Source organism: Fervidobacterium gondwanense DSM 13020 (assembly GCF_900143265.1).
Lineage (GTDB): Bacteria > Thermotogota > Thermotogae > Thermotogales > Fervidobacteriaceae > Fervidobacterium > Fervidobacterium gondwanense.
On the sequence record NZ_FRDJ01000007.1, the window covers coordinates 1 to 20,349 of the forward strand.

Annotated in this window: 18 protein-coding genes; 13 read left to right on the forward strand and 5 right to left on the reverse strand. The window is 39.0% G+C overall.

What is annotated here, in order from left to right:
* Positions 1 to 380 precede the first annotated feature (380 nt).
* The 10 genes from rnr to BUA11_RS06690 all read left to right on the forward strand — a co-directional run bounded on the left by rnr (position 381) and on the right by BUA11_RS06690 (position 11,045).
* The gene (gene rnr / locus BUA11_RS06645; protein ID WP_245789614.1) at positions 381 to 2,633 is read left to right on the forward strand and encodes a ribonuclease R; all 2,253 of its coding nucleotides are present in this window, start codon (positions 381 to 383) and stop codon (positions 2,631 to 2,633) included.
* Positions 2,587 to 4,599 (forward strand): NAD-dependent DNA ligase LigA, encoded by a 2,013-nt coding sequence (gene ligA / locus BUA11_RS06650; protein ID WP_072759715.1) that lies wholly within the window; start codon positions 2,587 to 2,589, stop codon positions 4,597 to 4,599. Before rnr ends, ligA begins: the two co-directional genes overlap by 47 nt.
* A complete protein-coding gene (ispD, locus tag BUA11_RS06655; protein ID WP_072759717.1) occupies positions 4,589 to 5,308 on the forward strand; it encodes a 2-C-methyl-D-erythritol 4-phosphate cytidylyltransferase in 720 nt (239 codons plus the stop codon). Before ligA ends, ispD begins: the two co-directional genes overlap by 11 nt.
* A 39-nt stretch (positions 5,309 to 5,347) precedes the next feature.
* Positions 5,348 to 6,391 carry a lysylphosphatidylglycerol synthase transmembrane domain-containing protein gene (locus BUA11_RS06660; protein ID WP_072759719.1) on the forward strand — a complete coding sequence of 348 codons (1,044 nt, stop codon included), beginning with the start codon at positions 5,348 to 5,350 and terminating at the stop codon, positions 6,389 to 6,391.
* Positions 6,354 to 6,848, forward strand: a complete 495-nt coding sequence (locus tag BUA11_RS06665; RefSeq protein WP_245789599.1) for a metallophosphoesterase — start codon at positions 6,354 to 6,356, stop codon at positions 6,846 to 6,848. Before BUA11_RS06660 ends, BUA11_RS06665 begins: the two co-directional genes overlap by 38 nt.
* 11 nt (positions 6,849 to 6,859) lie before the next feature.
* Positions 6,860 to 7,540 carry a ComF family protein gene (locus BUA11_RS06670; protein WP_245789601.1) on the forward strand — a complete coding sequence of 227 codons (681 nt, stop codon included), beginning with the start codon at positions 6,860 to 6,862 and terminating at the stop codon, positions 7,538 to 7,540.
* A gap of 30 nt (positions 7,541 to 7,570) precedes the next feature.
* Entirely contained in the window at positions 7,571 to 7,822 is a 252-nt protein-coding gene (locus tag BUA11_RS06675; RefSeq protein WP_072759721.1) for a hypothetical protein, read from the forward strand.
* 120 nt (positions 7,823 to 7,942) lie between these two features.
* Positions 7,943 to 9,202 carry an ABC transporter substrate-binding protein gene (locus tag BUA11_RS06680; protein WP_072759723.1) on the forward strand — a complete coding sequence of 420 codons (1,260 nt, stop codon included), beginning with the start codon at positions 7,943 to 7,945 and terminating at the stop codon, positions 9,200 to 9,202.
* A gap of 121 nt (positions 9,203 to 9,323) precedes the next feature.
* Positions 9,324 to 10,214 carry an ABC transporter ATP-binding protein gene (locus tag BUA11_RS06685; protein ID WP_072759725.1) on the forward strand — a complete coding sequence of 297 codons (891 nt, stop codon included), beginning with the start codon at positions 9,324 to 9,326 and terminating at the stop codon, positions 10,212 to 10,214.
* 30 nt (positions 10,215 to 10,244) lie between these two features.
* Entirely contained in the window at positions 10,245 to 11,045 is an 801-nt protein-coding gene (locus BUA11_RS06690; protein ID WP_072759727.1) for an ABC transporter permease subunit, read from the forward strand.
* A 65-nt stretch (positions 11,046 to 11,110) separates the two neighbouring features.
* On the opposite strand, the gene BUA11_RS06695 is transcribed toward BUA11_RS06690, so the two are convergent.
* The 5 genes from BUA11_RS06695 to uvrC form a co-directional block, all read right to left on the reverse strand.
* Entirely contained in the window at positions 11,111 to 12,262 is a 1,152-nt protein-coding gene (locus tag BUA11_RS06695) for an ABC transporter ATP-binding protein (protein WP_072759884.1), read from the reverse strand.
* A 29-nt stretch (positions 12,263 to 12,291) separates the two neighbouring features.
* Positions 12,292 to 13,308: an ABC transporter ATP-binding protein gene (locus BUA11_RS06700; protein ID WP_072759728.1), complete on the reverse strand. Its 1,017-nt coding sequence runs from the start codon at positions 13,306 to 13,308 to the stop codon at positions 12,292 to 12,294.
* A gap of 18 nt (positions 13,309 to 13,326) precedes the next feature.
* Complete coding sequence (locus BUA11_RS06705) at positions 13,327 to 14,271, reverse strand: ABC transporter permease (protein ID WP_072759730.1); 945 nt, start codon at positions 14,269 to 14,271, stop codon at positions 13,327 to 13,329.
* Positions 14,272 to 14,285: 14 nt separating this feature from the next.
* Positions 14,286 to 15,323 carry an ABC transporter permease gene (locus BUA11_RS06710; protein ID WP_072759732.1) on the reverse strand — a complete coding sequence of 346 codons (1,038 nt, stop codon included), beginning with the start codon at positions 15,321 to 15,323 and terminating at the stop codon, positions 14,286 to 14,288.
* Positions 15,324 to 15,434: 111 nt separating this feature from the next.
* The gene (uvrC, locus tag BUA11_RS06715) at positions 15,435 to 17,120 is read right to left on the reverse strand and encodes an excinuclease ABC subunit UvrC (RefSeq protein ID WP_072759734.1); all 1,686 of its coding nucleotides are present in this window, start codon (positions 17,118 to 17,120) and stop codon (positions 15,435 to 15,437) included.
* A gap of 267 nt (positions 17,121 to 17,387) precedes the next feature.
* On the opposite strand from uvrC, the gene BUA11_RS06720 reads away from it, so the two are divergent.
* The 3 genes from BUA11_RS06720 to tsf are packed head-to-tail and all read left to right on the forward strand — an operon-like array spanning position 17,388 to position 20,317.
* Entirely contained in the window at positions 17,388 to 18,965 is a 1,578-nt protein-coding gene (locus BUA11_RS06720; protein ID WP_072759736.1) for a CTP synthase, read from the forward strand.
* Positions 18,962 to 19,687, forward strand: coding sequence for a histidinol-phosphatase HisJ family protein (locus BUA11_RS06725; RefSeq protein WP_245789603.1), 726 nt, complete (start codon positions 18,962 to 18,964; stop codon positions 19,685 to 19,687). Before BUA11_RS06720 ends, BUA11_RS06725 begins: the two co-directional genes overlap by 4 nt.
* A 36-nt stretch (positions 19,688 to 19,723) precedes the next feature.
* Positions 19,724 to 20,317, forward strand: a complete 594-nt coding sequence (gene tsf, locus BUA11_RS06730; RefSeq protein ID WP_072759738.1) for a translation elongation factor Ts — start codon at positions 19,724 to 19,726, stop codon at positions 20,315 to 20,317.
* The last annotated feature ends 32 nt before the right edge of the window (positions 20,318 to 20,349 follow it).

Below are 20,349 nucleotides of genomic sequence, written 5' to 3' on the forward strand. Positions count from 1 at the left end.
AGGAGAGTTCTCAACAGTCCCACTACCGATGAAATCAGAAAAGAAAGAAAGATAGTTCTTTGAGACATCAATAGCTAAAATAGCCAAAGGAATCACCTCCGGATTGAGTACAGCCTTACAACCTCGCGGTACATAAGAAAACGAGGCAAAACATTTTCCGGCAAGTAAAAAGCTGTACTCTAGTTAGGCAATCTTATTTAAGAGAACAAAGTCTCAAGGAGGGGCAACCTGAAACTATTTTACCAGAGGTGTTAAAAAATATGCATTCAATTTTCAAAGACCAATTTTAATTTTTACCGAACTTATTATACGAGGGAGGGCTATACGTGCCTAAGAAAAACGAGTTGAAAAAATTTTTTAAGTCTGAAGAATACACCCCAATGACATTTAAAGAACTGTGCAGATACTTTGGGTTAAACGATGATAAAGAAAAACAGTTGTTGAAAGAACAATTGGAAGAGCTTACTGAGAGTGGATTTATTTTTAAGCGAGACGACGGAAGATATGCAATCACGAAGGGAAATCTCTTTACTGGTACAATAGAATTTACGAGAAGTGGTAATTTAACATTTGTCTTAACAGACGACGGGCAAGAGATAGCGGTTCCTATTGAAAAAACAAATCTTGCAATGCACAAAGACAAGGTTCAAGTGCAGATTGTTGGCAAGTGGTACGAGCTACCCGAAGGTAGAGTCGTACGCATATTGGAACGTGGAATAAAACAGTTTGTCGGTGTTTTTCAGACACGCGGGCAATTTTCATTTGTGATACCGGATGATCCAAAACTTCCATACGAATTTGCTGTACCTGTTGAAGAAATCAACGGCGCAAAGCCTGGAATGAAGGTTGTTGCAGAGATTACCCGCTATCCTTCAGTTAAAAGGTCGCCTGAGGCAAAAATAATTGAGGTGCTTGGAAAGGTCGAAGACCCAGCTACTGATTTTCCAACTGTTGTTGTGAAACACAATTTGCCAGTGCAATTCCCTGAAGAAGTTTTAAAGGAAGTTGCCGAGTTGCCGGATAACGTAAGACCAGAAGATATCGAGGGCAGATGGGATTTCAGAGATGAAATTATAGTCACAATCGACGGACCTGACGCTAAAGATTTCGACGACGCTGTGCAAGTAAAAAAACTTCCTAATGGAAATTATTTGCTGGGCGTACATATTGCAGATGTTGCTCATTATGTAAAGCCAGGAACTGCACTCGACCAAGAAGCCTATAATCGTGCAACGAGCGTGTATTTAGCTGATAGAGTAATACCAATGCTCCCGTTCAAGCTTTCAAACGGACTGTGTAGTCTTGTGCAAGGTGAAGATAGGCTGGTAATGTCTTTGCTTATGGAAATCGATAGAGATGGTGACGTTGTGAACTACAAAGTCGGAAACGGCGTGATTAGAAGTTACAGAAGATTAGTATACGACGACGTGAACGCATTTTTGGAAGATAAACCAGAAGGCGATAAATTGAAAGACCTTGCAGAGCATATATATCTCATGAAAGAGTTGAAAGATGTGCTTAGAGAAAACAGAAGGCGCAGAGGAGCTATTCTCGACATAGAAGGGGACGAAGTAAAGATTGTTCTCGACGAACAGGGTCATGCGGTTGACATAGTCCCGAGAAAACGCGGAGAGTCAGAAGTCATTATCGAAGAATTCATGATTAAAGCTAATGAGACGGTGGCTGAAATATTCCACAATGCAGATATTCCGTTTCTATATCGTATCCACGAGGAGCCTGATTTTGACACGCTTTTGCAATTAAAGAATTATCTTAGTGCCATAGGTATAAAGATGAAACTGCCACAAAGGGTGCATCCAAGAGTTCTGCAAGAATTACTCGAGAAGACGAAAGACCATCCACTGAGAAGTAGTATTCAAAGACTCTTAGTTCGCTCTATGAAACGTGCCGTGTATTCTCCGGGCAACGTTGGACATTTTGGACTTGCGTCTGAAGCGTACACTCATTTTACGTCTCCTATAAGACGTTATCCAGACTTAATTGTACACAGATTATTGAAGCTGTACTTGGAAAAAGGTGGAGCTATACAGAAAAAGGAAATGAAGAAGTTAGAAAAATACCTTGCAAAAGCAGCCGTCCACTGCAGTAAACGTGAACGCGTTGCCGACGAAGCAGAATGGGATTACGATGCCTTGAAGAAGATAGACTATATATCCAAACGTATAGGTGAAATATACGATGTCGTTGTGACCTCAGTGACAAAATTTGGGATGTTCGTTGAGATTCCAGATAAATACATCTCAGGTTTGATTCACGTGTCGACACTTGATGATTATTACTACTACGACGATGTTAAAAGTATGCTTGTGGGTAAGCATACTGGAACTGTTTATAGGATCGGCGATATGCTAAAAGCTAAGGTAGTTCGAGCTGATAAAATCAGAATGGAGATAAATTTTGAGATACCTACAGATGAAGAATTGAGAATGCTTGAAAGTAATGCCAAAAGCAATAGAGGTAAAAAGAGCGAACAAATTGAAAAGAAAGGTAAGAAAAGCAAGAAGAAGGTGAAAACAGAAGATGTTGAGCAAACCTATGAATTAAGGGAAAAGAGTGGTGTAAAGAATGGTTCCCGAAAAGATAAGAGAAGAAGTAGAAAAGCTAAGAAATGAAATCGAGTACCACAACTATCGTTATTACGTTCTTGCAAGCCCTGTAATAACAGATGAAGAATATGACAAACTGATGAAAAGACTGATAGAGCTTGAGGAAAAGTATCCTGAATTAAGAACCCCTGACTCGCCAACGCAAAGAGTCGGGGGTCAGCTTTTGGAAGGCTTCGAAACAGTTGAACACAGCGAACCAATGTTGAGTTTAGATAATACTTACAACGAAGCTGAGATGCTTAACTTCCATGAACGTGTAAGAAAATCTGTTGGTGATGTCGAATACGTTGCTGAACTTAAAATAGATGGTGTGTCAGTGGCTTTAAGGTATGAGAAAGGAATCTTAATGAAAGCTATTACAAGAGGCGATGGACTCAGAGGAGATGACATTACCGCCAATGTGAAGACAATTAAATCAATCCCTCTCAAATTGCCCGAACCGATAGATATTGAGGTGCGCGGTGAAATATACATGCCGGTTAGTTACTTTGAGGAATACAATCAGCAGAGAGAGGAAAATGGTTTGCCAGCATTTGCGAATCCAAGAAACGCCACGGCAGGTACTCTCCACCTCTTGGACCCAAGCGAAGTTGCTCAGAGAAAGCTCGATTCTTTCATTTATTTTGTTGTGAAGCCAAACTTATATAACCTAAGAACTCATTGGGAGGCTCTTGAATTCTTAAAGAGGCTCCATTTTAAAGTCAACCCTCACAATAGATTGTGCAATTCAATAGAAGAGGTTATCGCTTATTGGCAGGAATGGGCTGCTAAAAGGCATGAATTGGAATACTGGGTAGATGGTGTGGTAATCAAGGTCAATGATTTTCAAAAACAGAATGAGCTTGGCTGGACTGCAAAAGCACCAAGGTGGGCAATTGCATTTAAGTTCCCAGCACAGCAAGCAAGAACAAAACTATTGGGCGTTACATACCAAGTTGGGAGAACAGGTGTAATAACGCCGGTTGCTGAATTTGAGCCAACTGAATTAGAAGGAACGGTTATTAAACGTGCGTCGTTACACAATTTTGATTACATCCAAGAAAAAGACATACGTATCGGTGATTATGTACTTATTGAAAAAGCTGGCGGAATAATTCCTCAAGTTGTTCAAGTTATCGCTGATTTGCGAACCGGTTCCGAAATACCAGTAGCGCCACCTGAAACATGTCCAGTATGTGGAGGTCCCGTTGGTAAAGAGTCAGGTGAGTATGTTGCTTACAAATGTCTTAATCCTCACTGCAGTGCAAAATTGAAAAGGCATCTTGAGGTCTTTGTCTCAAGAGAGGCTTTAAATATCCAAGGACTCGGTCCAAAGATTATTTCGAAGATAGTCGACGCCGGTTTAGTCAAGGACATAGCAGATTTGTTTTACCTTACGATATTTGACCTTTCGCAAATCAGTGGGCTTGGTCCTAAGATGATATCGAATATTCTAAGCGAAATAGAGAGGGCTAAAGATACCTCTCTTGAAAGGTTGATCGTTGGGCTTGGTATACCGGATGTTGGAGAGAAAACAGCAAAAGTCATAGCAAAGAAGTTTAGGAATCTCGATGAACTTGTGAATGCTTCGATTGACGAACTTTTACAAATAGAGGGAATTGGAGAAGATATCGCTGAGAGTATCGTAACATACTTTGCAGCACCAAAGACGCGGGAAATAATTGAAAAGCTGAAATGTGCAAACGTAAATTTGGAGAGCAAGATAACCGAAGAAGAGAATATACTCGACGGACTTACAATATGTGTTACTGGTACGCTCCGCAACTTTTCAAGAGAGGAAATTAAAAAGTACATCGAATCCTTAGGTGGACATTTCACAGATAACATATCAAAGAAGACTGATTATCTTGTGGTTGGTGAAAACCCTGGTAGTAAGTTACAGAAAGCACAGAAATTTGGCGTGAAAATCATAAACGAAGAGGAATTTTTAAAACTCGTGCAAGAAAGGAAAGAGAGAGAAAATGTCAAATAGTGAAAAAATTAAAGATACCAAAGTCTTTGCATTGCTCATGTTTGGTGGAATAGGCTCGCGTTTTGGATGGGAGAAGCCCAAACAATTTTATAAAATAAGTAATCGAACGATTGTTGAGTATTTAGTTGACAAGTTTGTAAATCTGGAACTCTTTGATAGAATAGTAGTTGTCTCGCCTGAAAAGTATATTGAAGAAACCAAAAAAGAGTTGGAGAATTTCAAAGATAAGGTTTACATCATTCCAGGTGGTGATACGAGAGAGCATTCCGTGTGGAATGGTGTAAGTTTTTTAGGAACGTTTGCAAAAGAAGATGATATCGTTTTGATTCACGATGGTGCGAGACCATTAGTTAGTAAAGAAATAATTAGTCATAACATAGAATATGCTAAAAAATTTGGCGCTGTTGTAACTGCTATTAATGCTACTGATACTGTGGGCTATTCTGAAGACGGTGTTAAGATTGACGAGATTGTCCCGAGAAGCAAGATCTTCCTGCATCAAACTCCTCAAACTTTTAAGCATAAAATCATTAAGTCCTCCATGGAGAGTGAAATAGAAAACCTTCATCTTTTTTCAGATGATGCTTCCATTGTACTTGCAAACGGATATGAAATTTATTATGTTCAGGGAAGCAGGTTGAATTTTAAGATTACAAGCCAAGAAGATATAGCACTTGTGAAGCTTTTTATTGAGAATAGAATATATTGATAAAATAAGCGTGGGTAAAATGTGTAGGGGGAGATATGATTGAACTTAAAGAAGATATTAATTAACGTTATAATAGCTGTGATAATAGGCTTAGCTATTGTTAACATCGTTGGACTTTTCTTTGCAAAGCAAGATCCAATAACAGCTCTAAGGTCATTTCCATTGAAGGGATTTGGTATACTCATAGTCCTACTTTTTTTAGATTACTCAATACAAGCCATCAGAACAATGGTCTTTGTTAGGTTCATGGGGTATAGATTGTCTTTTTGGCGTTCTTTTGAAAACTTCTTTTTCACAATCTTCTTTTCGTTCGTAACACCTATGTCTATTGGTGGTCAGCCTTTTCAAATCTATCATTTGACAAAGAATGGAATTTCCTCACATGACGCAACTAATATATCCATAGTTAGAATGTTTGAGGGAATCATAATTGTTTCTGTTGTAGATATAATATTTCTCAAAGATGTAGTAGGAATTCTCAGAGGAACTGTCGGTCTATCTGTTATAATTGTTGGCTTCTTAGTTACTTTAGGTATCAGCATTGCCGGATTTATTGCCTTTGTTAACAAAGAATTTTTGTACAAGATTTTCAAATTCTTCTTGAAATTCACAAAATCTGAAAAGATACAAGAGAAAGAAATAAAGGCCCTTGCATGGCTTGATAATATGAGTGCATCAACGAAAACACTGCTATTAAAAAATTATTGGATTGTTTTAGTTGATGTTGCTCTTGGTATTTTAGTATCTGTATTGTCTCCACTGATGCTTAAGTTATCTATAGAATATGTGAGTCATGTAAAAGTACCTCTAACTACTATTTGGGGTGTCATCTCAATGCTTAATACTATCGTGTACTATGTACCTACTCCGGGTTCAAGCGGTGGTATAGAGGGATTCTATCAAATGGTGTTCTCACACATATATGGTGCTCGAGCATCAATGACTGGTATATTCGTGTTTAGGCTTGTAACATATTATCTCATAATATTTATAGGTCTATTCTTGATGATGCGTTTCACAAGATTTAAGGAGGAGGTTGAGAGTGTTGGGCAAGAAGGAAGAAGTATGGATGATAATAAGTGATTCGCATGATAACATACCAAACGTCAAGAAATTTATTGAAATAGCAAAGCAAAAGGGCGTAACTCATATTTTTCATCTGGGTGATATAGTTTCACCGTTTGTGGCGCCGTGTTTTTTGATTGATGAGATTGAATTCTTCGGTATCTTTGGAAACAATGATGGTGAGAAGCTGTTCTTGATGCAGAAATTCCAAAACAAACTCCACAATCAGCCGTACGAAAAAGAACTTCACGGCTTCAGAATATTTTTGATGCATGAGCCGTACGCTCTTGTTCCCGCCATAAAATCGCAACTCTATGATTTTGTCTTCTACGGTCATACACATCAGCTTGATATACGAACAGAAGGAAAGACTCTTGTCATAAATCCGGGTGAATCATGCGGATATCTGACAGGAAGGTCAACAGCAGTAATATTGCGACCGGAGCAAAAAGAATACGAAATACTGGAGCTTTGAAGCTTGAGAATATGGGTGTAATTGAACAAAAATATGAGGAAATGCTTCACAGATTAAACGAGATAGTTGAATCAGTCTTAAACATTGCAACGAACACGGAATGTATCGTCTGTGGAAAACAAAGTTTTGGAAAGAGGCTTTGCGAAGATTGTGTAAAGGTTATTGATGGCCCGCCGTCAATGACTGGAAGATTCATACAAAACATTGAAGTCAAATACTTCGGAATATACGAAGAGAAACTCAGAGACTTTATTCTCGCTTACAAATTTAGAAATCATCATTCTCTTTCCAAAGTATTCTCCAAGATGCTTTCGCAAACGATTAAGCTACATTTAATAGCCGCAGATTTCATAGTATATATTCCAGCTACTAAAACAGCTAAGAACAAACGGGGATATGACCATATGTACCTTATTGCGAAAGCACTTTCAAAAGAAATTGGAATACCTGTTTTAAAAGCGCTAACGGCTCTTCGAGAAACAGATCAACTCCAGACTACTGATAGAACCGAGGCTGTGAGAGGAAAATTTGCGTTAGTAGATAGTGCAGATCGGAAGATATCAGATAGAAACATTATCCTTATAGACGATGTTCTTACTACAGGAAGCACGATAAAAGAAGCAATAAAGATACTAAAAATTGCAAAGCCAAGAGCAATACATCCGATTGTGGTTGCAATGAATAAGAATTAAATGTACGAAATAGTGCGTGGAGGTGTTAATATGAACGGGCTGAATGAAAAATATATAAAAGAGAATACAAGCTTTGAAGAAATTGCTGAACACTTTCCCTATCTGATATCACCGTTGCTCGAAATTGGTATCAAAGTTATAGTCTGCGGTGATGTAAAATGGGGAACGCTTGGCGAAGAAATCGAACGAATGGGTTTAAATAAAGACGAGATTTTAGAAAAACTGAATAAAATTGCTATAGAGCAAGGGGGACCTGTAAAATCGCTGAAATTGGACCTGTAGGCGATTTTTTAAACTTAAAATGTCTTATTAGTTTCTTAACATAACATGATATAATAGTATGCTACGGTAGTATGGTAAGAATCTTCGATTCTTCATAATCAAACGGGAGGTGTACAGGGTATGAAGAAGTTCCTTATCGTCAGCTTGTTAGTCTTAGCGGTCACGTTCTTCGGTGCTACGAAAGTGGTCTTTTGGCATGCCATGGGTGGTGCACAGGGTGAGACACTCAACCAGATAGTTAAGGCATTCAACGAATCACACCCTGATATCGTTGTTGAAGCGGTATATATTGGTAACTACAATGCATTGCAGCAGAAACTCCTTGCTGGCGTCCAAGCAGGTCAGCTTCCAACTATTTCACAGGCATATGCAAACTGGACAGCAAAGCTCTTGCAGAGCAAGATCGTTGAACCATTGAACAAGTATATAAATGATCCAAAGATAGGTATGACCAAAGCTGAATGGGAAGACGTATTCAAAGCTTTCAGAGACAACTGTACATGGGGAACAACAGTATATGCAGTACCTTTCAACAAGAGTCTTTACATTTTCTACTATAATGCAACGGCATTTTCAGCAGCTGGCGTAAGTGCGCCAAAGTCAATAAATGAGCTTCTTTATGCATCCAAGGCATTGACAAAAGATAAGAACAAAGACGGAAAACCAGATGTATATGGCTTCGCATTCAGAACAACAGTTGACACATTCCAAATTTTCCTAATGATGCGCGGTGGCGACATTGTTAAGCTCGGTAAAGATGGCAAATATGTTTCTGCAATAGACTCACCAGAAACCAGAGAAGTTCTTACGTTCTTCAAAAAACTGCTTGACGATAAGGCTGCGTTCGCACAAGGCGGTTATTTGAACGACATATTTGGTCAAGGCACGGTGTTGTCCTACATCGACACAATAGCAGGTAGAACATACGTTGAACAATCAGCGAAGGGTAAATTCCAGTGGTCATGGGCACCAGTACCAGTTTGGAAGACAAGAAACGTTCCGTTCGCAGGTACAGATGTAATAATGTTCACAACGGCTAAGGAAGAGGAAAAAAGAGCTGCTTGGGAATTTATGAAGTACTTAATCTCTCCAGAAGTCACAGCTTACTGGGCAGTCAATACTGGTTACTTGCCAGTCAGGAAAGCAGCACTTCAAACGACAATTTGGAAGAACGCAGCCAAAGCAGACCCATTGCTTGAAATACCACTACAGCAGATTGACAATGCGAAGATGGACCCACAACTCTCAGTTTGGACAGAAATTAGAAACGTAGTCAGCACAATGTTCAATGACTTTATCAACGGTAAAGTTGATATGGAAAGTGCTATCAAGAAAGCAGATTCTGAAATTAAGAAATACCTCGCAGAAGAATACAAATAATTGTTATTATCAAGAAGTTGGAAAGCAGAGCCCCGAAATGGGGCTCTTTTTATTTGTGTTGTGATATAATCTTATTAGTAATGCTAACTTTCATTTGTGTAACATTCACGGAGGTGGTAATGTGTTATTGGAGGTACAAGATCTTACCAAATTTTACGGAAAGAAAATAGGAATTGAAAATGTCAGTTTCATAGTTAATGAGAAAGAGATAGTGGGGTTTGTAGGTCCGAACGGTGCTGGAAAATCAACAACGATTAGAACAATTATGGGATACCTAATACCAGATGCTGGAGATATAAAAGTATTTGGAGAGAAAGTTAACCAGAAAAGTCTTCCAAAATTAGTTGAAAAGATAGGGTACGTACCGGGTGAGACTAACTACTACGATGATGCTCGAGTTATAAAGATACTGGAGCTTTACAAAAGTTTTTATAAGAATTTTGATGACAATTATTGTGAACAGCTGTGTAAAATCTTTGATATACCTTTAAACAAAAAATTTGAGGAATTATCTATGGGTAATAAGAAAAAAGTTTCGATAATTCAAGCACTTGCACACAAACCCAAACTGCTTATTATGGACGAACCAACAAATGGGTTGGATCCTTTTGTGCAAAAAACATTTTACAAAATATTGCTTGAACAGAAGGAAAGTGGCGTTGGTATATTTCTGTCATCTCACGTGCTGAGCGAAGTTGAGAAGCTTTGCGATAGGGTTATATTTATAAAAGAAGGGCATATCGTAACGCCTCCAAAGTTCAAGAGGAGCATGAAGAAAATAGTTGTGAGCTTGAAAGAAGCCAATAGCATAGACAACATAAGTTCAAAGTTTGCAGAATTTGTCGAAATAAATGAGGGTATAGAGAACGGAGGGTACATAATTTATTTTGATGGAAATCCAGAAAAACTGAAGGAATTAATTTTGAACCTTGACTTTTCCGATATAAGCGTAGAAGACTTGGCTTTAGAGGATGTTTTTGAAGAACTCTATAAGCCTTCTCAAGAGAATTGACCTAACGACAAAAGAAAGGGGATGGAATAGATGCAAGTTTTCAAATGGGAATTCAGGAGAAATCTTAAATCACTTCTTATTTGGCTGATATTTATCATCGGTATTCAGTATATGTATTCTGCACTCTTTCCAAGTTTCGCTGGTGAGGGCGGGCTTTTCAGCTCTAAGATGCAACTGTTGCCCAAAGCCTTCCTAAAGCTTTTTGGTATTGACCAAATTGATTTTTCAAATATACTCCACTTCTTTGCAATGCAAGGGCAGATTTGGATTTCGCTCTTCGCAACTTTCTACGTCATGCGCTTAGCATCGTCAATGCTTTCCAAAGAAGAACACGAAAAAACTGTCGAATTCCTTTTGTCAAAGCCAATAAGCAGAAGCAGGTATGTTTTTGAAAAGCTCCTTGTAGTTACTGTTATACTTCTGATCTACGATACAATAATCTCTTTCGCACTTTTGTGGATGTTCAACACTTACAAAGTTAAACCGTTTGACACAAATCTTTTCTGGTATATTTCACTATCTTTCTGGGCTGTGCATATTTTTATGGCCCTTATTGGGAACGTGCTTTCAACGATTTTCAGAAAAAGGACACTGGCAGATGCGGGTACAATATTTGCACTCGGGTTTTTCTACATACTCGGCTTAATCGCAAGGGTGTATGAAGAATACTCTTATGTTAAAAAATTCACTCCTTTTGGTATTTTTGACCCAGCGGATATTATTAAAACCGGTGAGTTCCACTGGCTCGCGTTTTCAATAGTTGTTTTGATGTATTTTGTTGGATTTGCTTTTTGTATTGTTTATTACAACAGAAAAGATATATACGCTTAAATCAACAAATGAACTAAAAAATAACGAGCCGCCTTTTTAAAAAGGCGGCTCAATTTTTTGTATTATTACAGACTTCCTGGGAAGTGACATGCTACAAAATGCTCAGGTTTAATTTCTCTTAGCTCCGGCTTTTCCTTTGAACAAATTGGTTTTGCAACTGGGCACCTCGGGTGGAACGGACAACCGCTTGGCGGATTAACTGGACTTGGAACGTCGCCCTGGAGTATTATCCTCTGCTTTTTGAATTCCGGGTTTGGTACTGGTATTGCACTCATGAGCGCTTTTGTGTATGGGTGCAGTGGTTCATCAAATAAGTCCTTTTTGAGAGCTGTTTCTACAACTTTACCAAGGTACATGACAACGACTCTGCTTGAAATGTATTTAATCAACGACAAATCATGTGAAATGAACAAGTATGTCAAATTGTGCTCTTTTTGAAGGTCCATCATGAGGTTTATAACCTGAGACCTAATAGAGACATCAAGAGCAGCTACCGCTTCGTCTGCGATTATAAGCTTCGGATTCATCAGCAATGCTCTTGCGATACCTATTCTTTGCCTTTGACCACCGGAGAACTCGTGTGGGAATCTGTACATGTGATTCTTGTGAATGCCTACTTCTTCAAGCGCTTTACCAACTCGGTCAATAGCTTGGGATTTTGTAATCATACCGTGTGCGATAGGACCTTCAGCAAGTATGTTCTTTACTCTCATTCTTGGATTAAGAGAACTGTACGGGTCCTGAAAAACAATTTGGATATCCCTTCTAAATTGAAGGCGTTTTTCTTGCAAATCGTTTGTAAGATAGTTCACCAGAGCTTCTTCTCCGCTCTTGGTGAAGATTTCAAAATACTTCTTGTCTACATCGTCTTTTGGAACAAAACCCTCTTCTTTGAATTTGTCTATGTAATTCTTTTTGACATACTGCTTTGCTTTCCAGCTTGGAAGGAAGTAATGTGTTGTATCTTCACCATCCACAATAATCCTTCCGGATGTTGGTTCATACAACCTTAGAAGTGTCATACCAACAGTCGTCTTACCGCAACCGGATTCGCCAACGAGACCAACAGTTTCACCTTTGTACACATTAAAACTTACGCCATCGACTGCCTTTACCCAGGCTACAATTCTTTTGAAAACACCAGCCTTGATTGGAAAGTGTTTAACGAGATTATCAATTCTGAGGAGAACCTGCTTTTCAGAAGTTGTGTTGCTCATCGTTGAATTGTTTTGTGTCCTTACTTCGCTCATGCTCCTTCACCAGCCTTCAATATTTTTTGAGCTTCTTCAACTTTGCGGTAGAAGAAGCATCTTGAGAGATGTCCTGGTTCTACCTCAACAAGTGGTGGCATCTCAACGGAGCATTTATCTTCTTTGAATTCACACCTGTTGCTGAAACGGCAACCAACTGGGAAGTGAAGTGGATCAGGTACCATACCGGGTATGCTGTAAAGCCTGTCTTGTTCAATATCAAGCCTCGGTATAGCATTTAAAAGACCCCAGGTGTATGGGTGTTTTGGCTTTTTGAAAATTGTCTTTACATCAGATGTCTCCATAACCTTACCGCCGTACATAACAACGACACGGTCTGCATTCTCTGCAATGACCCCTACGTCGTGGGTAATCAATATAATTGCCATTCCGTATTCTTTTTGTAATTCCTTCATCAATTCGAGTATCTGAGCCTGAATAGTAACATCGAGAGCAGTCGTTGGCTCGTCTGCTATGAGCAATTTGGGCCTGCATGATAGAGCCATAGCTATCATTGCTCTTTGCCTCATACCACCGGATAGTTCGTGTGGGTATTCGTCGACGCGTTTCTCAGGTTCAGGAATTCCAACTTTTCTCAACATATCGATTGCCATTTGCCTTGCTGTTTTCTTATCAACATCTTGGTGGAGCAATATAGCTTCCATTATCTGTTCACCTATTGTGAAAACTGGGTTGAGTGCAACCATTGGTTCTTGGAATATCATCGCAATTTCGTTACCTCTGATCTTTCTCATTTCGTCATCGTTAAGTTCAAGCAAGTTCTTCCCATTGAAAATGATTTCGCTACCTTCTTCGATCTTTCCTTTTGGGTCAAGAAGTCTTAATATCGTCAACGATGTGACACTTTTACCACTTCCTGATTCACCAACGATACCAAGTGTCTCACCTTCGTAGACTTCGAAATCCACACCGTCGACAGCTTTAACAACGCCATCTTCTGTATAGAAATAGGTTCTCAAATTACTTACCGTTAATAGTGGTGTCTTTTCCAATTTCTTCACCTCCAGCCGTCATTTAAGTCTTGGGTCAAATACGTCTCTTAGAGCATCACCGACGAGGTTCCAAGCAAGAACGAAAAGTACCATTGCCATACCTGGATAGAAAACGGCATACCAGTAAGTGAAAGCCGACCCGCTAGTTCCGAGTATCCAGTTACGCGTAAAATTAAGCATTGAACCCCAATCTGCGTATCCGACCGGTGCGCCAAGTCCAAGGAATGACAAACCAGCAGCAGTGATAACAAGGGAACCCATACGCATTGATGCTTGTATAAGAACTGGGAAAATTGTATTTGGTAAGATATGCCTCATGATTATGAAATAGTCCTTTATTCCGAGTGCCTTTGCTGCAAGAACGAATTGTTCTTCTTTCACTTGAAGGATATTAGCTCTTATAAGCCTTGCAGCACCCATCCAACCAAATACGGTCATTGCAATCATCACCTTGTCAAGACCATTTCCAAGAATTGTGGTTAGAACCATCGCAGCAAGCAAAAAAGGAATAGACATGAAAACGTCCGTTATCCTCATGAGAATTTCGTCTAACCAACCACCGTAGTAACCGGCGATAGAACCAATTATTATACCAAAAATGGTTGAGATGATAGTCACCGTTAAACCTATAAAGAACGCAGTTCTTGTACCCCACACAACACCGTAGAATATATCCCTACCTTGAATCATACCGAATGGATGTTCCGCTGACGGTGGAACAGGTTCGGAACTCCACGTAATGATAGGCATTATGTAAGGATCATCAAGTTTCGTCGGGTTTCCATTTTCATCTAACATGAGAGGGTTCAACGGTTTAGCAATAAGAGGTGCAAAAATTGCCACTAAGATGAAGAAAGCTAATAGGACAAATCCAAGAACAGCGGAAGGGTTTCTTAAAATTTTCCGCATCACTCTCTTAAATTCTGTATTTGTTTTCGTTTTGGTAACTACATTTTCGCTCATTTTCTGGCACCTCCTCAACCAAGTCTGACTCTTGGGTCGAATACTGCGTAAAGTATGTCAATGATGAGGTTACCAAGGACAAGTATAGTTGAGTAGAACAGAGTGTTTCCAAGCACTGTTGCGTAGTCAAGTTGTACAGCAGCCTCTGCTGCAAGTCTACCTATACCTGTTCTGTTGAATATGACTTCAACGATAACCGTACCAGAGAGAAGACCGATGACCATTGCACCTGCAACTGTGACAACAGGTATCATCGCATTTCTTTTTGCGTGTTTGTGAATTACATCATGTTCGGCAACACCTTTTGCTCTTGCCGTTCTAACATATTCCTTAGAAAGAACTTCAAGCATACTTGATCTTGTTATTCTAAGCAAGTATGCCCACCAGAGGAATGAGAGCGTCATTACAGGACCTATGATATGTCGCAATGCATCCCAGAAAATGTCAAGTCTTCCGTTTATCAAAGCATCAATTGTCAAAAGATGAGTGACTTTTAGGTATTCAGGCGATTTGACAACTTCTTCTGCCCATTGTGACAGATTTCCTGGCGGGAACCAGCCAAGGACAGAGTAGAATACCATTAATATGAGCAATCCGAAGACAAAATCTGGGAATGACCATCCAACGATAGCAAATATTCTTATAAAGTGGTCTAAAAACTTGTCACGATTTACTGCAGCCGCTACACCGAGCCATATACCTACACCAACTACTGGTAACAAAGCGTAGAGTGCAAGTTCAAGCGTATACGGGAACCTACTCCAAATAGCTTTTAGAACTGGCTCTTTACCGACTTGAGACCAACCCAAATCTCCTTTTAATGCATTCCAGAGCCACTTTCCATATCGTTGAACAAACGGATCGTTAAGCCCATACTTTTCTTTTAACGCATCGAGTTCGCTTGGTGTTAACTTGTCGAAAACGTTGGGGTTCACGTACGAAGCGAGAAGTTTATCTGGTCCGAGAATCTGAAAGAGACTGAAGATGATCAGTGAGACACCAACCACTATCAGTGGTAACAAAAGTAACCTCCTGATGATAAACGTGGTCAACTAAACCCACCTCCTATAAGAATTTTAAAAAATTGAGATTGTAGGGTGTTTTACTTTTACTTCATAAATTATAACACCAATGCCGTGATTATCAACTTACTTAACATTAGTTTAAACATCTCTGAGACCAGATAGTTCACTTAGCAAACTTTCTGCAGCCTTTTTTCCTATTAATTGCTCGATTTCTGCCCTTGACGCATTTCTCAATTCATCAACCGAAGTGTAACGTTCAAGTAATAAGCGTTTGCGTTTTGGACCTATCAATTTTATATCATCTAAAACGCTTCTTAGCGATTTCTTAGATGATAACTCGCGAGTAAACTTATTGGCTACGCGGTGCGTTTCGTCCCGTAACTTTACTAAAAGTCTTAGTACTGGATGATTGTAGTCTAACCTTACCATGCCATGTTTTGTAACTATTATCTCTTCCTCTTTTGCTAAACCTATAACATCACAGTCCTTGTTGATTTCTTTCAAAGCATTATATGCAGAATTTACTTGCCCAATTCCACCATCGACAAACAATAAATCCGGCAACTCATGTTTAACATATCGTCGTTTTACGACCATCTCTATGCTTTTGAAGTCATCAAGCACATCGCCTAATTTGTATCTCCTATATTCATCTTTCTTCACTTCTCCGTTTTCGAATACTACAAGCGATGCGACAGTGTTCTTACCTGCCAAATGTGAGATATCAATGCCTTCTATTCTCTTCGGGAATCTGCTTAAACCAAGAAGTTCTTTCATCTGTTTTAAAATAGATCTATTAGAGAGTATGAGACCAACTTCGTAGTTCAAGTTGTCAACAGCTTTATTCAATATTTGCAATTGTTCATCATTACTTGGAATAATGAATCTTACATTCAAAATCTTTTCAAGCTCTGCTATACTCTTTGTCCTATGCTCTACTAATATCATTTCAGGTATATCTGAATTCTTTGTCAGATAGAACTGTTCGATAAAATCTTCTAAAGAACCGTCAAATTCGTAGACCAGTTTTGCTATCAGATAACCTGAACGGATTTTCAGAACCAAATATGTACCGTGTTTTCCTGCAACTGCATCAAGGTTAATATTTTCGCTTAAGACAACCCCTTGCATTTCCATAACTTTGTTGAAGTTGAGCAGTATATCGCGGTATTTTGCTGCATTTTCAAAATCCAGTAGCTTTGCATGCTGCTCCATCTTAGATTTCACGTAATCTACGACATTTAAGAACTGACCTTTCAAGACTCTCATCAGTTCCGAAATTCTTTGGTTGTATTCCTCTTTGCTCTCCTCACCTATGCATACACCTGAACACAATCCAAGATGATAATCCATGCATGGTTTCTTAACGAGCCTCAAATCTCTCTTACATGTTCTAAACTTGTAGACCTTTCTAAGCACTTCAAACAACTGTCTCGTAAAAGATACGTTAGTAAAGGGACCAAAGAATAGCCCAAAACCCTTCCGTGCACGGACAATTTCGAGGTACGGAATTTCGTCTTCAGAAACTCTAATGTACGGATACACCTGCGTATCTTTCAGCATCGCATTGTATTTTGGTTTGTGTTCATAAATCATATTGGCTTCAAGGATAAGAGCTTCCTTTTCGTTTTCCAGTATCATTATCTCTAAATCGTCCGCTTCCTCGACTATGAGTTTACTCTTCCCTTCCTTGGCTTTAAAATGAGACGTTAACCTCTTCTTGAGGTCTTTAGCTTTGCCTATATATATGTACTCTTTATCTTTCTTGAAAAAATATACACCTGGTTTGTGTGGTATATTTTCTATTCTTTCAATATTCAACACTTAAATACCACCTCTGTTAAATTCTGAATATTTCCAAAGTTAATTATATATCATTGTGCGAAAACATCTACTGTTAAGATGATAAATCTACAGAAGAAAAGCCTTCTTACTTAAACAAAACAAAAAGTTAACGAAACTTAATAAGTTTTTCCTTGAAGATTGACAAATATCCGTGTAAACTTGTCATAAGTGTTAAGTGGTGTTGCACAATAATTCGCAAGCTGTGTGATTCATGTACAATTAATTGGAAACTTGGGGGTGCAGTATATGCCCGAGAAGTATATAGTTGTGACTGGCGGAGTGCTCAGCGGAATAGGTAAAGGAATATTCTCTGCTTCTTTGGCAAGAACACTAAAAGAAGCAGGGGTGGACATTAATGTTTTAAAAATAGACCCGTATTTAAATGTCGATGCAGGAACAATGAATCCAAATCAACATGGCGAGGTCTTTGTAACAGATGACGGTTACGAGGCAGATCTTGATTTGGGGCATTACGAAAGATTCCTCGGAGTTAGCATGACAAGAAAAAACAACATAACGGCAGGGCAGATATACTCTGCAATTATCCAAAGAGAACGCGAAGGAAAGTATTTAGGTTCAACTGTTCAAGTTGTTCCTCACGTTACATCTGAAATTAAAGAGCGAATTACTTCCATGCCTGGTAAGGTTCTGTCTATAGAGATTGGTGGTACGGTTGGAGACATAGAGGGTGAAGTATTTCTTGAAGCTGTCCGCGAACTCGCATTTGAAAAGAATAGAAATGATTTTCTCTTTATTCACGTAACGTACGTACCGTATTTGAGAGTAACGAATGAATTCAAGACTAAACCAACACAACAGTCAGTTCAGTTGCTAAGAAAAATTGGTATACAGCCTGACATAATAGTTGTACGAAGTGAAATGCCTATCGATTCGCAAAGTCTTTACAAGATAGCTTTGTTCAGCGGTGTTTCAAGGGAAATGGTTATAAACCTTCCGGACATAGGAAATGTGTATCAAATTCCTGAAACGCTTTACGAAGCTGGTGTGCATAAGCTTGTAGCAAATAGATTGAACTTACAACTTGAGGATAAACCACTCAACTGGACGTATCCGAAATCTTTCAAACCTTACAGAATTGCACTCGTTGGTAAATATCTTGGAACAGATGATGCGTACAAGAGCATAATTGAATCGATATTTTTAGCTGGGGTGCAAAAACCGGTTGTAATAGACGCACAAGAACTTGAAGAGCTTGACGATGAAGGTGTTGCTCAAAAACTCTCTTCATTTGACGCACTGATTATTCCCGGCGGTTTTGGAAGAAGAGGAATAGAAGGGAAAATAAAGGCTATAAAATACGCAAGGGAAAATAGAAAACCAATACTCGGAATATGCCTTGGTATGCAACTTATGGTTATAGAATTCGCAAGAAACGTTTTTAACTTAAAAGATGCGAATTCAACAGAGTTCTATGAAGATACACCACATCCAGTTGTTAATATGATGGAAGAGCAGAAAAAGATAATGAACCTCGGTGGCACGATGAGGCTTGGAGCTCAAAGAATGGAGGTTCTGAAGGGAACGAAATTGTACTCTATATATGGCGAAGATGCGGTTCATGAAAGGCACAGGCATAGATACGAAGCGGATACTGACAACTATGGTTTTATGTACAAACTCCCCGGAGAAGAAGGTTACAAACTTACAATTTCAGGCAGAGCTGAGTTCTTAGAAGCCGTTGAGTTGGACAATCATCCATTCTTTGTAGGTGTACAGTACCACCCAGAGTTCAAGTCGAAAGTAGGCGCTCCACATCCAATATTCTTGAGTTTAATAAAAGCAATTGAGGAGGTTAACAGGTGAGAGTACGAGAACTTTTGGCGGACTACCACATACACAGCAACTATTCACCGGACTCAGAATCGGAAATTCTTGATATCATCAACGCTGCAAGGGAGAAGAAAATAAAGCATATAATAATAACTGACCACTATGAACTTGCTGATGAACATGCAAACACTATTGATATCGATACATACAGAAAAGAAATGGAAAGATATTCACTACCAGTAGGGGTTGAACTCGGTTGGGATGGAGTTAAAGAATTGAACGTAGATACGAAGAAATTTGACTATGTTCTCCTGTCGCACCACTACGTAGAAGAACCTATAAATCAAGAATCGTATAGGAACTATCTTTTGCGTTTGTATGATATAATGAAAAGATTTGATGGATACCATGCTTTGGCACACCTCGACTTTCCGAGAAGGTATCAGAATCAGAATGAGCCCTTCTCAAAGGAACTTTTTGATATAATAACAGACATTTTAAAGCTCTTGATAAGTCAAGGAAAGTCCTTAGAAATTAACACAGCCAGCATTGAATTATACGGAGAACCAAATCCATCGTTCGAGATTTTAAGGCTTTATAAATCCCTTGGCGGAAGGAATATAACCATAGGGTCAGACGCACATAGTTTAAACCAAATAGGAAGAGGCGTTGAAAGAGGTATTGAAATACTTAAAGAATTGGGTTACAATTATATCTTAGTGCTGGACACAGAATGGCGGGAGGCGAAAATTTAAAGAGTTTTCAAATAAAATAACAGGGAGGTATGGAACATGGAAATTAGCGCACAAATGGTTAAAGAACTACGCGAAAGAACCGGTGCAGGTATGATGGATTGTAAGAACGCACTTACGGAAGCGAATGGAGATGTCGAAAAAGCTATTGAAATTCTCAGGAAGAAAGGTCTCGCAAAAGCAGCAAAAAAAGCCGGAAGAGAAACGAACGAGGGACTTATCATTTCCTACGTCCACCACAACGGAAAACTCGGCGTTCTTGTAGAACTTAACTGTGAAACAGACTTCGTTGCAAGAACAGATGAATTCAAAGAACTTGGAACAAAGATAGCTATGCACATTGCAGCGATGGCTCCAAGATGGGTTAAGAGAGAAGATGTACCAGCTGATGTTATTGAAAAGGAAAAAGAAATATACAGAGACCAGCTTAAAGATTCCGGAAAGCCAACACAAGTCATTGAAAAGATAATCGAAGGAAAACTCGAAAGCTTCTATCAGGACTACTGTCTGCTCGAACAAAAATATGCCCTTGACCAGACAATAACAATTAAGGACATGATTCAGCAAGCAATCGCAAAGATTGGAGAGAATATCCAAGTTTCAAGATTTGTCAGAATGCAGATCGGTGAGTAATACTGAAGAATTTAAAATCATAACAGTTTAAA

Bases quoted from the DNA above. Each gene is read 5' to 3' on its own strand.
- rnr (WP_245789614.1), top strand. From the start codon at position 381: ATGACATTTAAAGAACTGTGCAGATACTTTGGGTTAAACGATGATAAA.
- BUA11_RS06705 (WP_072759730.1), bottom strand. From the start codon at position 14,271: ATGAGCGAAAATGTAGTTACCAAAACGAAAACAAATACAGAATTTAAG.
- ispD (WP_072759717.1), top strand. From the start codon at position 4,589: ATGTCAAATAGTGAAAAAATTAAAGATACCAAAGTCTTTGCATTGCTC.
- BUA11_RS06680 (WP_072759723.1), top strand. From the start codon at position 7,943: ATGAAGAAGTTCCTTATCGTCAGCTTGTTAGTCTTAGCGGTCACGTTC.
- BUA11_RS06720 (WP_072759736.1), top strand. From the start codon at position 17,388: ATGCCCGAGAAGTATATAGTTGTGACTGGCGGAGTGCTCAGCGGAATA.
- ligA (WP_072759715.1), top strand. From the start codon at position 2,587: ATGGTTCCCGAAAAGATAAGAGAAGAAGTAGAAAAGCTAAGAAATGAA.
- BUA11_RS06690 (WP_072759727.1), top strand. From the start codon at position 10,245: ATGCAAGTTTTCAAATGGGAATTCAGGAGAAATCTTAAATCACTTCTT.
- BUA11_RS06675 (WP_072759721.1), top strand. From the start codon at position 7,571: ATGAACGGGCTGAATGAAAAATATATAAAAGAGAATACAAGCTTTGAA.
- tsf (WP_072759738.1), top strand. From the start codon at position 19,724: ATGGAAATTAGCGCACAAATGGTTAAAGAACTACGCGAAAGAACCGGT.
- BUA11_RS06670 (WP_245789601.1), top strand. From the start codon at position 6,860: ATGGGTGTAATTGAACAAAAATATGAGGAAATGCTTCACAGATTAAAC.
- BUA11_RS06695 (WP_072759884.1), bottom strand. From the start codon at position 12,262: ATGAGCAACACAACTTCTGAAAAGCAGGTTCTCCTCAGAATTGATAAT.